The 15,060-nt window shown below is 65.2% G+C and carries 15 protein-coding genes; 14 read left to right on the plus strand and 1 reads right to left on the minus strand.

Translation table 11 applies throughout. The features are described 5' to 3' along the window. Positions 1-59: 59 nt before the first annotated feature. Genes AC3WUF_RS02520 through AC3WUF_RS02575 form a run of 12 tightly spaced genes read left to right on the plus strand, consistent with a single transcriptional unit; the run spans position 60 to position 12,157 of the window. Positions 60-1,118: a putative sugar O-methyltransferase gene (locus AC3WUF_RS02520; protein ID WP_492422089.1), complete on the plus strand. Its 1,059-nt coding sequence runs from the start codon at positions 60-62 to the stop codon at positions 1,116-1,118. Positions 1,119-1,131: 13 nt separating this feature from the next. Then, a complete protein-coding gene (locus AC3WUF_RS02525; protein ID WP_492422091.1) occupies positions 1,132-2,076 on the plus strand; it encodes a glycosyltransferase family 2 protein in 945 nt (314 codons plus the stop codon). Then, complete coding sequence (locus AC3WUF_RS02530; RefSeq protein WP_492422093.1) at positions 2,073-2,903, plus strand: class I SAM-dependent methyltransferase; 831 nt, start codon at positions 2,073-2,075, stop codon at positions 2,901-2,903. The genes AC3WUF_RS02525 and AC3WUF_RS02530 overlap by 4 nt, the downstream gene beginning before the upstream one ends. Then, complete coding sequence (locus AC3WUF_RS02535; RefSeq protein ID WP_492422095.1) at positions 2,900-4,036, plus strand: TylF/MycF/NovP-related O-methyltransferase; 1,137 nt, start codon at positions 2,900-2,902, stop codon at positions 4,034-4,036. Before AC3WUF_RS02530 ends, AC3WUF_RS02535 begins: the two co-directional genes overlap by 4 nt. A 30-nt stretch (positions 4,037-4,066) precedes the next feature. Further along, positions 4,067-4,888 carry a class I SAM-dependent methyltransferase gene (locus tag AC3WUF_RS02540; RefSeq protein ID WP_492422097.1) on the plus strand — a complete coding sequence of 274 codons (822 nt, stop codon included), beginning with the start codon at positions 4,067-4,069 and terminating at the stop codon, positions 4,886-4,888. Positions 4,889-4,947: 59 nt separating this feature from the next. Next, positions 4,948-6,120, plus strand: a complete 1,173-nt coding sequence (locus AC3WUF_RS02545) for a hypothetical protein (protein WP_492422099.1) — start codon at positions 4,948-4,950, stop codon at positions 6,118-6,120. 9 nt (positions 6,121-6,129) lie between these two features. Beyond that, positions 6,130-6,903 (plus strand): TylF/MycF/NovP-related O-methyltransferase, encoded by a 774-nt coding sequence (locus AC3WUF_RS02550; protein WP_492422101.1) that lies wholly within the window; start codon positions 6,130-6,132, stop codon positions 6,901-6,903. A 28-nt stretch (positions 6,904-6,931) separates the two neighbouring features. Beyond that, complete coding sequence (locus AC3WUF_RS02555) at positions 6,932-8,383, plus strand: lipopolysaccharide biosynthesis protein (protein ID WP_492422103.1); 1,452 nt, start codon at positions 6,932-6,934, stop codon at positions 8,381-8,383. Then, positions 8,380-9,213 carry an FkbM family methyltransferase gene (locus AC3WUF_RS02560; protein WP_492422105.1) on the plus strand — a complete coding sequence of 278 codons (834 nt, stop codon included), beginning with the start codon at positions 8,380-8,382 and terminating at the stop codon, positions 9,211-9,213. The genes AC3WUF_RS02555 and AC3WUF_RS02560 overlap by 4 nt, the downstream gene beginning before the upstream one ends. Next, positions 9,210-10,247, plus strand: a complete 1,038-nt coding sequence (locus tag AC3WUF_RS02565; RefSeq protein ID WP_492422107.1) for a putative sugar O-methyltransferase — start codon at positions 9,210-9,212, stop codon at positions 10,245-10,247. The genes AC3WUF_RS02560 and AC3WUF_RS02565 overlap by 4 nt, the downstream gene beginning before the upstream one ends. Before the next feature lie 9 nt (positions 10,248-10,256). After that, positions 10,257-11,219, plus strand: a complete 963-nt coding sequence (locus tag AC3WUF_RS02570) for a glycosyltransferase family 8 protein (RefSeq protein WP_492422109.1) — start codon at positions 10,257-10,259, stop codon at positions 11,217-11,219. Further along, positions 11,216-12,157: a glycosyltransferase family 8 protein gene (locus tag AC3WUF_RS02575; protein ID WP_492422111.1), complete on the plus strand. Its 942-nt coding sequence runs from the start codon at positions 11,216-11,218 to the stop codon at positions 12,155-12,157. Before AC3WUF_RS02570 ends, AC3WUF_RS02575 begins: the two co-directional genes overlap by 4 nt. 17 nt (positions 12,158-12,174) lie before the next feature. Here AC3WUF_RS02575 and AC3WUF_RS02580 read toward each other — a convergent pair whose 3' ends face one another. Further along, positions 12,175-12,420: a hypothetical protein gene (locus tag AC3WUF_RS02580; protein WP_492422113.1), complete on the minus strand. Its 246-nt coding sequence runs from the start codon at positions 12,418-12,420 to the stop codon at positions 12,175-12,177. 116 nt (positions 12,421-12,536) lie between these two features. On the opposite strand from AC3WUF_RS02580, the gene ppnN reads away from it, so the two are divergent. Together ppnN and AC3WUF_RS02590 are read left to right on the plus strand one after the other, a co-directional pair. After that, on the plus strand, positions 12,537-13,907 hold the full coding sequence (ppnN, locus tag AC3WUF_RS02585; protein WP_492422115.1) for a nucleotide 5'-monophosphate nucleosidase PpnN: 1,371 nt from the start codon (positions 12,537-12,539) through the stop codon (positions 13,905-13,907). Positions 13,908-13,938: 31 nt separating this feature from the next. Beyond that, complete coding sequence (locus AC3WUF_RS02590) at positions 13,939-15,054, plus strand: acyltransferase family protein (RefSeq protein WP_492422117.1); 1,116 nt, start codon at positions 13,939-13,941, stop codon at positions 15,052-15,054. The last annotated feature ends 6 nt before the right edge of the window (positions 15,055-15,060 follow it).

Below are 15,060 nucleotides of genomic sequence, written 5' to 3' on the forward strand. Positions count from 1 at the left end.
CCAGCAGTCTGTTTCCTATCGTTTTCTAACTTTCCAGGCACCAAAGGCCAGCAGCGCATATGACGCAAGGCTCACCCATCAAGGCTGCATTGCGCCGTTCCGTGGACGGCGTGCTTGATCGTTTCGGATATCGCGTCGTTCGTCGCGAACAGGCCGGCGCACGCCACGACGATCTGTCGTTCGATGCGACGCGCGCGCTGCCGGCCGGCGCGGTGGAAGCGTTGCGCAGCGACCATCCGCGCCTAGCCGAGTTGCGCGCGGCGTATGCGGCGCTCGACTGCCCCGCGGCGGGCCCGACCTATTTCTGGAATCAGGAGCGCGTCGCCAAGCAGGTCAACCTGCAATGGTTCCGCGGCGACAACGCCTACGTCTGGCAGAACCGCCAGCTCGGCACCGAGGTGCGCCTCAAGCGCTATCTCGCGTTGCAGGACATGCGCGCGCAGGACCACCTCGGTCTGCTCAACGTGCTCGAAGAGGACGGCCTGTTCGGCTGCTGGGCCGAGCAATACGGCAACCAGCCGCCGGTATCGCGCGATCTGCTCGACTCGGTCAGCGAGATCAACTTCCTCGACACGCAGATCGGTCTTTCGCGGATCCGCAACCTGCGCGTGCTGGATATCGGTGCCGGCTATGGCCGCCTCGCGTATCGCATGAGCAAGGCGCTGAAGAACCTGCGTCGCTACGACTGCATCGACGCGGTGCCGGAATCGACCTATCTCAGCGACTACTACCTCAAGTTCCGTCAGGTCAGTCCGCCGGCGTCGGTGATTCCCTTGCACCAGTGGCAGACCGGCTTCTCGCCGAACGGCTACGACGTCGCGCTGAACATCCACAGCTTCTCGGAATGCACCTACGCGGCGATCAGCTGGTGGCTGGAACGCGTGCGCGCACTGGATATTCCCTGGCTGCTGATCGTGCCGAACCATCCTGAATCGTTCCTCAGCACGGAGCCGGACTACAGCTTCCGCGACTTCATGCCGCTGGTGCAAGGCGCCGGTTATGAGTTGGTGCACAAGACGCCGGTCTACCGCAGCGACGAGATCCGCGAACTGGTCGGCGTCCGCGATCATTACTTCCTGTTCCGGCGGCCCGACCTGCCGGCACCGAGCCTGGCCTGAGACCGATCGCCGCGTGACGACTGTGCCAGCACCGCTGATCTCGGTGGTCCTTCCCACGCATAACCGCGCGCACCTGCTCGGCCGCGCGGTGGGCAGCGTGCTCGCGCAGGACTATCCGAAGCTGGAAGTCATCGTCGTCGACGACGCGTCCAGCGACGACACCGAGAAAGTCGTCGGCGCCATCCGCGATTCGCGCGTCCGTTACATCCGCCGCAAGGCGCAGGGCGGGCCGGGCGCGGCGCGCAACACCGGCGTGGCCGCGGCCAACGGCACGCTCGTTGCGTTCCAGGACAGCGACGATGAATGGATTGCCGACAAGCTCACGCGCCAGCTGGCGATTCTCGACGCTGCCGGGCCCAGCGCGGTGATGGTTTGTGGCACCTACGTCGCTCGCTTTCGAGACGGTCGTGAAATCACTGTCGCACCCGAGGCCGATGGGCGACGCGGCGAGTTCGAGACCGAACTGCTGTCTGGTTTCCGCTTCATCACGCCGACCTGGCTAGTGCGCCGCGATGCGCTGGAGCGCGCCGGCGGTTTCGACGAGCGCCTGCCCAATCGCGAAGACTGGGAGCTGGTGTTCCGCATCATCGAGCAGGGCTCGATCCGTGCCGAGCTGGCGCCGATCGTCATCAAGCATGTCACCGCCGGCAGCGTCGAGTCGAATCCGCGCGCGCGGATCGAGAGCTATCGTGCCGTGATGGAGCGCCACAAGGCGCGTTGGTTGCAGCGTCCCTGGCTGCAGGCCGTGCACTACTTCAACATGGCCCGCGCCCACATCGAACTTCAGGAACTGCCGGCCGCGCGTCAGGCGCTGCGGCAGGCGATCCATCTGCGGCCGACCTGGCCCGCGCCGTATCTGCTGTGGCTGAGCCTTGCCGCCGGCCTGTCGAACTTCAACCGTCTGCAGTCCGTGCGTGCGCGCTGGCGCAGCGCGACTGCGCGAGGATCATCAACGTGAACGCAAGCAGTTCCGCACCCCAGGGCTTCGCCGCGAGCGTCAAGCACGCCACGCGGCGGGCGCTGACCAGCGTCGCCCGCGTGACGCTGTCGCGGCCGCTGGGCCGCAATCCCAACTTCGAACACGCGATGTGCCTGATCCTGCAGCCGCAGCGTCTGGCATTGCCGCAGGTCGCGCTCGACGATCTGTTCGAAAAAATCCCGCCGATCAGCGTCGACCGCCTGCCGCATGGTTCGTGGTCGAGCCCGGTCGTCGACATGGTCAACATGGCGCGCATCGTCGCCGCGCTGCGCCCTCGGCGCGCGATGGAGATCGGCAGTTTCCGCGGCTACACCGCCGCGGCGATGGCAGCGGCGCTGCCGGAAGGCGGTACGTTGACGACGATCGACATCGAACCCACGCATGGCATCGCCTACCGCGATACACCGCTCGCGCAGCGCGTCGACCGCCGCGTCGGTTCGCTGGTCGAGACGACGCGCGACGATGCGAACGGCAGCTTCGATCTGGTCTTCATCGATGCCGATCACCGCTACGAGGCCGTGCAGAGCGATACCGAAGCGGCGCAGCGACTGGTCGCGCCCAAGGGCTGGATGGTCTGGCACGACTATTCCAACTGGGGCTACTTCAACGGCGCCTGCGGTGTGCCGGAATATCTGAATCAACTCGGCACGCATCTGCCAGTCGTGCACTTGGCCGGCACCAATCTCGCCGTGCACAGCCCGGACTGGTGCAGCGGCGAAGGCCGCGCAAAGTTGCAGGCGGCCATCGATGCGTTGCGCGCGCGACAAAGCGCCGATCCCTGGCAGACCGGAGTGGCGCGCCCTTGAGTCAGAACGCGAACGAGATGAGCGGCATCGGCGCCACAGGTCTGTTCATCCGCCGCGCAGTCGATTCCTTGCGCGTGCGGCTGGGTCGCATGAGTCGCGCGCAGCAGGTGCGCTGGTACGGCGCGCGCAGCGCAGCCGACGGTCAGTACGCACTGATTGCCTGGGGCCGCGCCGCATCGCGCGGCTCGACTGGAAAGCAGCTGCTGGTGGTCGGTGCCGACGATGAATTCCGCCGCGGCCTGCTGACCACGCTGCAGGCGGCGAAGTTGCCGGTCGCCGCGGTCGATCTGGCGGGGCTGGCGAGCATCGATGCCGGCAAGGTCGCTGCGGTGCTGTGCGGCGCGATCGATGAAGCCGGGCAACAGCGCATCGCCGCGGCGGTGCAGGATCATCCCGGTCTCGCGCATTGCCGCTTCGAGTATGTCGGCGGTCTCGATCCGGCCCAGGCGCAGTTCGCGCGGCAGGACGAGTACGCCGGCACCTTCTTCGTGGCGCCGAGCCTGCGCGACGCACCGGGGCCGTACGCGATCTATCAGGAATCGCTGCAGTTGTTCGAGCAGAAATGCGGGCTGCGCGACTATCTCGATCTGTATCAGGCGCTGCGCGATCTGGTGCGCCGCGAGGTGCCGGGCGACATCGCCGAGTTCGGCTCCTTCAAGGGCCACAGCGGCTGGCTGATCGCGCGCACGTTGCAGGCACTGGGTTCGGACAAGCGCGTGTGGATGTTCGACATGTTCGAGTCCTTCCCCGAGGAGACGCTGGGTGTCGACCAGTTCTGGTCGAACACGCACACCGTCGATTTCGCCGAGGTCAGCCGCAAGCTATCCGGCTTCTCCAATGTCACTCTGGTGCGCGGCGACTTCACGCAAACGCTCGCGAGCAGTCCGGTGCGCGAACTCGCGCTGGCCTATGTCGACTGCGATAGCTATCGCGCGACGCACTATCTGCTGACGACCATTCCCGACCGCTATCTGCAGACCGGCGGCAAGCTGATCTGCGAGGACTACGGTCATCCGGCGCTGCTCGGCAATCGCGTCGCGGTGCACGCGACGATGGACCAGCGCAAGGATTTCTCCAGTTACTTTTCGCAGTTCAGTGGCCTGTACATCTTCACCAAACTTTCTGGCCCGTAGTGGGCGATGCAACAATCATCGGACGTCCAAATGAGCAAGCTGACTGATCCCGCAGAGACCCGGCGCGAAGTCGATGCAATGAGCTGGTATCACACCTTCGATCTGAACGGTGTGATCACACCGGGCCTGTTCGACCATCGGCACATCGTCAACAAGCTGCTGTTGCCGGAGCGCCTCGACGGCCTGCGCTGTCTGGATGCCGCCTCCGCCGATGGCTTCTTCGCCTTCGAGATGAAGCGCCGCGGCGCCGCCGAGGTGATCAGCCTCGATGCCGAGAGCATGGACTCGCTGGACTGGCAGGGCAGCCCGGACATCGTCCGGCCGTCGTTCGACTATGCCGAACTGCGCAAGCGCTTCGAACTGGTCAGCCGCGTCACCGGCCTCGACGTCAAGCGCGTCAAGGGCAATCTCTACGAGATCTCGCCGGAAAAACTCGGCAAGTTCGATCTGGTCTTCCTCGGCAATGTGCTGCTGCATCTGCGCAATCCGCAGGCCGCGCTGCACGCGCTGTGGTCGGTGACCGAAGGCGAGTTCATTTCGTATGAAGTCGTCTCCGGCGTGCAGTCGATCATGCATCCGTTCACGCCGGCCGCGCGTCTGTGGAACGGTCCGATGACGTCGACCTGGTGGACGCACAACATCGCCGGCCATCGGCATCTGCTGAAGGTCAGCGGCTTCGATGCGATCGAAACCAGCGCGCCGGTGTGGCAGCCGTTCGGCAGCGCCGTCAGCGGCGCGTCGCTGAAGTACACGCCGTGGCTGGAGCGCATCGCGTACTGGGGCTGGACGCGCTGGTTCGGTCTGCCGTCGTCGGTTGTCCGCGCAAAGCCGCGCATCGTCAAGAAGGCCTGAGCCAGCCTTGAGTCCGCGCGCAGGCGCATATCGAAAGCAATTCGCAGCAGGTGCATCGGGTGAGTCGAAAGTTTGACATTGTTGTAACCACGATCTTCGAGCCGCAGTGGCTGTCGGGTTATCTCGACAATCTGCGCCGGCACGGTCACGACCGCGATACGACGATCCGCATCGTCACCGACCAGAAGACGCCGGCGACTGTTTACGCGGCGGCGGCGGCGGCGCGTCAGCAGGGCTTTCTGATCGACTGTCCGACGCTGGACGAGCAGACGGCGTATCTGTCCAAGCTCGGACTCGATGAGAAGTTCATTCCCTGGAACACCGACAACCGGCGCAACATCGGCTATCTGCGCGCCTGGGAGTCGGGCGCCGATGTGATGATCTCGATCGACGACGACAACTATTGCCGCAACGATTCGGATTTCATCGGCGAGCACGCGCGGGTCGGCGCGGCAGTCAACGCCGCTACGCTGAGCGCAGCCGACGGCGCGCCGTGGTTCAACAACTGCGCGCTGCTGGAAAGCCAGCTGCAGGATGCCTTCTTCCCGCGCGGCTTTCCGGTTGCCGCGCGCCGCAGCAATCAGATCGTCGACCAGTATCCTGCGGTTCCGGCCGGCGACAGTCGCCGCATCGCCGTCAATGCCGGCATGTGGCTCGACGATCCCGACGTCGACGCGATGTCGCGGCTGACGCAGGCGCCGCGCGTCACGTCGGCCAAGCCGCTGAACGTCGCGATGGGCGCGCAGACCTGGTGTCCGGTCAACACGCAGAACACCGCGCTGTTGCGTGAAGCGATGCCGGCGTACTACTACGCGCGCATGGGCTATCCGCTCGAAGGCATGCGCATCGATCGCTACGGCGACATCCTGTCCGGCTACTTCCTGCAGGCCTGCGCGAAGGCGCAGGGCGATGCGATCTGCTTCGGCGGGCCGGTGGCCGACCACAAGCGCAGCCCGCATAACCTGTTCAAGGATCTGTACTTCGAACTGGCCGGCATGGTCATCGTCGAAGACCTGCTGCCCTGGATGCGCGAGCTGAAGCTGCCGGGCGCGAAGGCGAAGCCGGCGACGACGGCCGACTACAGCAACGCCTACGCCGCGCTTGCCGATGCGCTCGATCAACAGGCCGGGCACATGAAGGGCTTCATCTGGGACCAGGGTGGTGCGGCCTTCCTGCGCGATACCGCAGCCTGCATGCGGCGTTGGCTGCAGGTGCTGGAAACCCTGAACTGAGCGATGGCGATGATCAAGAAAATCAGGCGGCGGGTCGGCAAGCTGATCGGCGGACCGCAGCAGAAGGAAGTCGATCCGGGCATCGTCGAAGACCTGTCGCCGCGCGACCGAGCGATCGTCACCCGCGTGCGCAACTACACGATGACCAGCGAAGCGCGCCTCGGCTCGATGCTCGCCTCGACCGAGTACGTCGTCAGGGCCAAGGTGCCCGGCGCCTTCGTCGAATGCGGCGTCTGGCGCGGCGGCTCAGCGATGGCGGCGATGCTGCGCCTGCTGGAACTGGGCGTCACCGACCGCGACTTCTATCTGTACGACACCTTCGAAGGCATGACTGCGCCGACCGAAGTCGACACGTCCGAATACAGCCCGCCGGCACTGGCGACCTGGAAGGAAGCCGAGAAAGAAGGCGGCAAGGCCTGGGATCCGCTGTTCAACGCCAAGGTCTTCAACGAAGAGGACGTGCGCGCGGCGCTCGTCGCCACCGGCTATCCGGCCGAACGCATGCATTTCGTCAAAGGCAAGGTCGAGGACACGCTGCCGGCCACGCTGCCTGCGGGCGTCGCGTTGCTGCGCCTGGACACCGACTGGTACGAGTCGACGCGGCATGAGCTGATTCATCTCTATCCGCTGGTGCCACAGGGCGGCGTCGTCATCATCGACGACTACGGTCACTGGGAAGGTTGCCGCAAGGCGGTCGACGAGTACTTCAGCCAGCCCGGCGTGACGCCGCTGCTGTTGAATCGCATCGACTACTGCGGCCGGGTTGCGGTCCGGGTGAAGTGATCACCCGCGCCGCCGGCAACACGCTGCAATGACTGCGCAGGCTGGCAAGCCGGGCGCCGGCATTCTGGTGTCGGTTGCCGGCAAGGTCGGCGTACAGGCCGTCAACCTGCTGTGCCTTGCGATACTCGCGCGCATCCTCGCGCCCGACAGTTTCGGTCTGATCGCGATGGTCATGGCGGTCGTCGGCATCGGCATGCTGTTCAAGGACATGGGCATCGGCGTGGCGATCGTCTACGCGAAATCGCCGAGCCCCGAACAGCTCAACGCCTTGTTCTGGATCAGCGCGGCACTGGGCGCGGTCGTCTCGGTGATCGTCTTTCTCGTCGCGCCGCTGGTCGCCGCCCTGTACGACGATGCGCGCCTGCTCGATCTGACGCGGGCACTCGCCGCGACATTCCTGCTGACCGGGCTGTCGGTGCAGCCGCTGGCAATTCTGCGCCGCGCCCTGCGCTTCGACCGTCTGGCGGTCATCAACATTGCAGCGTCGTTGATCGGTCAGGTCGCCGCGATTGTCGCCGCGCTCAACGGCTGGGGTTACTGGGCGCTGGTGCTGGCCGCGCTGGTCACGCCGCTCGTCACGCTGGTGATGGCGCTGGCCATGTCCGGCGTGCGCATCTCGGCGCCGGTCCGTGTCGCACAGCTCGGCGGCACCCTGAAGTTCGCCGGGCAGACGGTCGTGTTCGCGCTGCTCGGCTTCGCCGCACTCAATGCGCACAATCTGATTCTCGGCCTGCATGCCGATGCGGCCGCGGTGGGTTTGTACCACCGCGCGTTCGTGCTGCTGGCCCTGCTGGTCAATCAGTTCGCCGACCCGCTGGCGCTGGTGGCCACGGCGGAACTGTCGCGGCTGCGCGATCGCCTGGCGGCCTACCGCGACTACTATCTCGATACCGTCAGCCTGTTCCTCGCCTACGCGGCGCTCGTCGCGGCCGGCCTGTTCGTCTGCGCCGCAGACATCGTCGCCGTGCTGCTGGGACCGGGCTGGGAGGCTTGCGCGCCGTTGCTGCAGATCTTCGCGATCGCCATCATTCCGCAGGTGCTGTGCGTGAGCACCGGCTGGTTGTATCTGTCGAACGGCGACACGCGCGGCATGATGTGGTGGGGTCTTGGCGGCTGGGGCGGCCTGACCGTGATGATCGCGGCGGCGGCGCCGTTCGGCATGCAGGCGATGGCGATGGCGTACTCCGGCGGCATGTTCGTGCTGCTGCTGCCGTGCCTGGGCCTGGCCTTCCGCAAGCTCGAGCTCTCGATCAGCAGCGCTCTGCTGCGCGCACTGCCGTCCACGGTCTCCGCGCTGCTCGCCGCGGCCGCCGCCTATGTGTTGCAGCCGATGCTGAGCGACTGGCCAGTCGTCGCGCGCCTGTTCTCGAGCCTGCTGCTGGTGTCGATCGTCTACGCTGCTTTGATGTTGCTGATTTTCGGTCAGGGCCGGATTCTGGCGCTGGTCGTGCCGAAGATCCTCAAGAAGAAACTCGCATGAACCCACTGCGCCCCATTGTCCGCATGATGTCGTCCTGGCCCCTGGTTGGGCCGTCGATACGGCGGCTGCGTTACGAATGGAAGTACCGCCAGCTGGCGTATCCCAAGCTGGTCGCGGCGTTCGCCAGACATTTTCCGGATGCGCGCTTCATGCAGATCGGCGCCAACGACGGCGAACAGCTCGATCCGCTGCGCCGCGAAATCCTGCGGCGCGAATGGTACGGCGTACTGGTGGAGCCGGTGCCCTATGTGTTCAAGCGCCTGCAACAGAACTACGGCGGCAATCCGCGCCTGACCCTGATGAACGTCGCGGTTGCCGAGAAGTCGGGAAGTCTGCCGTTCTATCACCTGCGCGAGAAGGGCGCGGATGAACAGCTGCCGCCCTGGTACGACGCGCTCGGTTCGTTCCGCAAGGAAGTCGTGCTCAAGCACGACAAGTACATTGCCGACATCGCCAGTCGCGTCGTCTGCGCCGAGGTGCCATGTCTGAGCTTCGAGGATCTCTGCGCCAGGGCCGGCGTGCAGCAGCTCGACATGCTGCAGATGGATACCGAAGGCTATGACTACGAAATCATCCGCCACATCGATTTCACGCGCTGGCGGCCTGCGCTGATCATCTACGAGCACCTGCATTTCGATGCCGCCACGGCGAGCGCCTGCGAGAACACGCTGCGCGCCGCGGGCTACCAGCTGCATCGCGAAGTGATGGATACCTGGTGCATCGATACGCGGGCGGTCGATCCGCAACACGTCGCATGGCTGGCCGACTGGAATCGCATCGTGTCTGCCGCACCCCAATTGCAACCCCTTGATGCTGGAGTCGTGAAATGAAGAATCCGGTGCGTCGTCTGCGCGATGCCTTGTTCATCAACCGCTATATCCGAGCGGTGCTGCAACTGTCGGAAGCCGACAAGGTGCAGATCGGGCAGCTGTACGACGACAAGGTCCCGCTGCCTGCGGGCGCCGAACAGGACCTGCGCTGGGATCATCCGGAACTCGAGTCCCTGCGCAAGCGCTATGCCGCGCTCGACTGGCCGGTGATCTCCCACGTCCAATGGGGCGCCGCGACGCAGGAATGGCTGCGCAAGACCTTCCGCTATTTCCGCGGCGAGACGCCGTATGTCTGGCAGTACCGCGAGCTGCCGCGCATCACGCGGCTGAAATACTTCATCTACCTGAAGTACGCGATGACGCAGGATCCGGCGAAGCTGCTGGAGCGGCTCGGCGAAGATGGCAGCTTCGGCTGCTGGCGCTATGAGTACGAGGGCCTGCCGCCGATCAGCCGCGACCTGATCGATTCGGTACTCGAGATCGCTTTCCTCGAACGTCAGCTCAAGGTGCTCAGCGCGCAGAACCTGCGCATCCTCGATATCGGTGCCGGCTATGGGCGCATGGCGCATCGCATGCTGGAAGCCTGCCCGGGCATCACCGACTACGCCTGCGTCGATGCCTTGCCGGAATCCAGCTTCCTGTGCCGTTACTACCTGAACCACAAGAAGCTGCTCGGCCGCGCGCGCGTCGTGCCGCTGGATGAAGTGCCGCAGCAGATCCAGATCGGCGGTTTCGATCTCGCGCTGAACATCCACAGCTTCTCGGAGTGCACGCATGCCGCGGTCGAGTGGTGGGTCAAGAAGGTCGCCGAACTGCGGGTGCCTTACTTCCTGATCATTCCGAATCAGCCGGAAGAAATGCTGACCAACGAAGGCAATGGCGTGAAGCGGGACTTCAAGCACCTGCTGATCGAAGCGGGTTATCAGGAGAAGCAGGTCGAAAACCTGATTCTCGATCCGGCGGTCAAGGAACTGATGCGCGTGCACGACCGCATGTATCTGTTCCACAACCCCCAGTTCCTCAACAAGGCCTGAGCGAGTGCGATGAGCGCAGGCGGCGAGTCAGCTGACGCGGCGCGCCTCGTCGTCGCCTGCGCCGCGGATCGCGAATACCTGCCGCATTGCGCAACGACGCTGCTGTCGCTGCTGGAACATCATCCGGACGCGGACATCCATCTTCTGCATCCGGCTTCGGTGGATGCCGAAGCGCTGGACAAACTGCAGGGACTGGTCGCCGCGCAAGGCGCGACCTTGACCCGGCATGCAGTGCAGGCGGATGCGGTCGAAGGCCTGCCGCGGCTGACCGAAGTGACGATCACGATGTGGCTGCGTGCGCTGCTGCCGGCATTGTTGCCGGATCGCTCGCGGGTGCTGTACATCGACTGCGACACGCTCGTCGTCGACGACCTCTCGGCGCTGTGGGCGACGGACCTCGACGGCGTCGGCGTCGGCGCCGTGCGCAACATCCTGCCGGCCGGCGCGCGCGATTACCCGCTCGGCATCGGCGTCCCGGTCGATGCCTACTTCAACAGCGGTGTCCTGCTGATCAATCTCGACTACTGGCGCAAGCATCGCGTGACCGATGCCCTGCTGGAGTTCGGCCGCTCGCGCGCCGGCCAGCTCAAGTGGCCGGATCAGGATGCACTGAACCACGTGCTGCGCGATGCGTGGCGGACCTTGCCGGAGCGCTACAACGCGCAGAATGGCATGTGGTTCATGCCCAACCGGCGCGACTACTTCACGCGCGATGCGCTGCGCGAGGCGACGACATCGCCTGCGATCGTCCACTTCGAAGGGCCGCACATCGTCAAACCCTGGGGCGCTTACTGCAAGAATCCCTATCGGCAGCGCTACTTTGAATTGCGCCGCCGTACGCCCTGGCCCGAGCTGCCGCCCCGGCCCAGGGCGCCGCTGTGGTGGCTGACTTGGCTGCCGGCGCAGATGCTGTATCCCATCCTCGGCATCCGCGTGCGCCTCGTTGGCGCCTGGAAGAGGCGCTGGGCATGACGATCCAGATCGCCTGCGCATCGGACGCCGCCTTCGTGCCGCACGTCGCGACGATGCTGCATTCGCTGGTCGCGATCGACCACGGCGAGACGGTCAGTGTGCATTTTCTCTGCGACGCATCGGTCGATGCGGCGAGCGAGGACGCGCTGAAAGCCATCGTGACCGGCGCGCAGGGCCTGTGGACCTGTCATCGCATTCCGGCCGGGTGGGCCGCGGAAATCCCGGACAACGAACGCTTCGGCAGGGCGGCCTGGTTCCGCATCTTTCTGCCGCGTCTGCTGCCGGCCAGCGAGCGCGTGCTGTATCTCGATGCCGACGCACTGGTGCTCGATGCCCTCGGCGAGGTGTGGCGCACCGACCTGAAAGGCAATGCCCTCGGTGCGGTGGTCAATCCGCTGTATCCGTCGATGAGCCTGGCGTTTCTCGCACGGCTGGGGGTGCAGTCGGCGGCGCAGTACTTCAATTCCGGCGTGCTGCTGATGGACCTGAATCGCTGGCGACAGGATCAACTGGATGCCCGCGTGCTGGCCGAAGCCCAGCGCAGCGCCGCCACCGAGACCTGGCCGGATCAGAACATCCTCAACCGCGAGTTCGCCGGGCGTTGGACGGCGCTGCCCTTGCGCTACAACGTCCAGAACACGGTGTTCGATCTGCGGGCTGCCGATCTGCCGGTCGACGCAGGGCAGCTTGCCGATGCGCGCGCGCGGCCTGCCGTCGTGCATTTCATCGGCCCGTACAAGCCCTGGCATCGGCGCTGCAATCATCCGTCCAGGACCTTGTACTGGGCGCACCGACGGCAGACACCTTGGCCGTCGGCCCCCTTGCAGGGCGATACGGCATGGAATCGCCTGCTTGCGCTGCTGCCGATGCGTTGGGGCTGGCTCGCCGACGTTGCCCTTGCGCGCGTCGGCGCAAAGCTGCGCCGCCGCGCGTCGTGAAAGCCGCGCTGGCGGCGCTACAGCGAGATCTGCGAAGTCAGACCGTTCAGCACCTCGTTGTACGCGGAGATCGCGGTCTGGCCGAAGTCGGGTTTCTGCGCCGCCACTTTCTTCAGCACCTCGGCGGTCGTGATGTCGTAGTGCTTGATCAGGCCGGCCAGCTTCTGCCCGTCCGGCGAAAGCTGGATCAGCGCCGCGACCACGGCACGGATCGCCGCACCTTCGCCAACCAGTTCCGCCAGGGTCTCTTGCAGGTCATTCATGCGCACAGGGTCATTCGATCAGGGGGGATTGCAGTCTACGCCTGCATGCACTGCAATGTCCCTTGTCTAAACTGCTATCGGGCAATACTCGTGCCCTCTACTAAAAACAACGATCAATGACGGATTCCCTGGTTCATGCGGAGCTTTTCCCGGAAGGCAGCCTCGCGGTGCTGTCGCGCGCCGAGGTCAGCAAGCTGCTCGACGCCAGCCACGGCGGTCTTTACCAGCTGTTTCGCAATTGCGCACTCGCGGTACTCAACAGCGGCAGCACCGTCGACGACGGCCAGCAGTTGCTCGAGCGCTATCCGGATTTCGAGATCCGCATCGAGCAGGAAGAGCGCGGCATCAAGCTGCATGTGCGCAACGCGCCGTCGTCGGCCTTCGTCGATGGCGTGATGATCAACGGCCTGCGCGAGCATCTGTTCGCGGTGCTGCGCGACATCCTCTACATCCACGACGAGATCGCCGACAACGACATCTTCGATCTCAACACCAGCAAGGGCGTCACCGACGCGCTGTTTCACATCCTGCGCAACGCCAACATGCTGCAGCCGAACCTGCCGCCGCGCCTGGTGGTCTGCTGGGGCGGTCATTCGATCTCGCGCGACGAGTATGACTACAGCAAGGAGGTCGGCTATCAGCTCGGCCTGCGCGGCATGGATATCGGCACCGGCTGCGGGCCGGGGGCGATGAAGGGCCCGATGAAGGGCGCGACGATCGCGCACGCCAAGCAGCGCGTCAGCGGCGGCCGTTATCTGGGCATCACCGAGCCCGGCATCATCGCCGCGGAGTCGCCGAACGCCATCGTCAACGCGCTGGTGATCCTGCCGGACATCGAGAAGCGCCTTGAAACCTTCGTGCGCCTCGCGCACGGCATCATCGTGCTGCCGGGCGGTGTCGGCACCACGGAGGAGATTCTCTATCTGCTCGGCATCCTGATGCATCCGGACAACGCCGAGATCCCGCTGCCGCTGATCTTCACCGGCCCGGAATCGGCACGATCGTACTTCGAGCAGGTCGACGCCTTCATTGGCGCGACACTAGGCGCGGCGGCGCAGAAGCATTACCAGATCATCGTCGGCGATCCGGAGAAAGTCGCGCGCACGATGCTCGACGGTATCGGCCGGGTGAAAGCCTTCCGTGCCGAACGCAACGATGCGTACTACTTCAACTGGCTGCTCAAGATCGACCGCGAGTTCCAGGTGCCGTTTGCGCCGACGCACGCCAACATGGCATCGCTCGATCTGCACAAGAACCAGCCCGCCCACCTGCTGGCCGCCAACCTGCGCCGCGCGTTTTCCGGGGTCGTTGCCGGCAACGTCAAGGCCGATGGCGTGCGTGCCGTCGAGGCGCACGGGCCGTTCGAGTTGCGTGGCGATGCCGAAATCCTGGCGCGGATGGACGAGCTGCTCGCCGCCTTCGTCGTCAGCCACCGGATGAAGTTGCCGGGCAAGGCCTACGTGCCTTGCTATCGGATCGTGCACTGAGTCCGTCGCCGGCATCCACAGAGATCATCGTATGCAGCAGTCGCGAGTGCCTGAGCTGGACGGTGTGCGCGGAGTGGCGATCCTCACGGTCCTGCTCTGGCACTGCTTCTATCTGACGCCGGATTCGACTGCGGCGATTCTCTACAACCGCATTGCCGGGCTCGGCTGGCTGGGCGTCGACCTGTTCTTCGTGCTGTCCGGATATCTGATCACCGGCATCCTGATCGCCGACCGCGAACGCTCGGACTTCTTCCGGCGCTTCTACTGGCGGCGCGCGCTGCGCATCTTCCCGGCGTACTACTTCACGCTGCTGATGATCTTTCTGTTCGTGCCGCTGCTACATCCGGAAACGGCTTCCGGAAAAGCCATCGAACAGTGGCCCTGGTTTCTGCTCTACATGCAGAACTGGGGCATGGCGCTGAATGTCTCCAACTACGACTGGCCGGGCATCCACCATCTGTGGTCGGTGGCCATCGAAGAGCAGTTCTACATGGTCTGGCCGCTGATCATCGCGTTCGCACCGGTCGCGCAGCTGCGCCGCATCTGCGTGCTGCTGATCGTCGGCAGCGTCGGCTTCAAGTTCCTGCTCGCCGTCATGCACGCGCCCTGGACCGCGATCTACGTCTCCAGCGTCGGCCGCCTGGAAGGGCTGGCGCTGGGCGCGTTCATCGCGACGCTGACACCAGCGGATGCGCTGCACTGGCGGCGCTGGTTCAGGCTCGGCGGCTATGCCGGCATCGCGGGCATGCTGGTCATGCTGGTGACCGGCGCCAGCCTGATGTCGAAGCTGACTTTGCTATGGGCGATCCCGGCCGCAACGGCGGCGTTCGGCTGGCTGCTGTTCGCGATCCACACCGGCAGCCTGCCGGTGTCCCTGAAGTCAGCGCTCAGCGGCAGCGCGCTCGCCTGGTTCGGCCGCTACTCCTACGGCCTGTACCTGTGCCACTACGCGATCTACTGGTGCGTGCGACCGCTCGTGCCGGTCTGGTTCGGTCGCGATCCCGCGGTTGCACAGGCCAACGATGTGGTGCTCGTCACCGGCGTCGTCGCGCTGCTGCTGTCGATGCTGTACGCCAGGCTCATGTTCGCGCTGATCGAAGGTCCGGCGCTGCGCCTGCGCGACCGCTGGTCGTTCCGCCGCCGCTGACGTGCC

The organism is Fontimonas sp. FW305-C-3 (assembly GCF_058783185.1).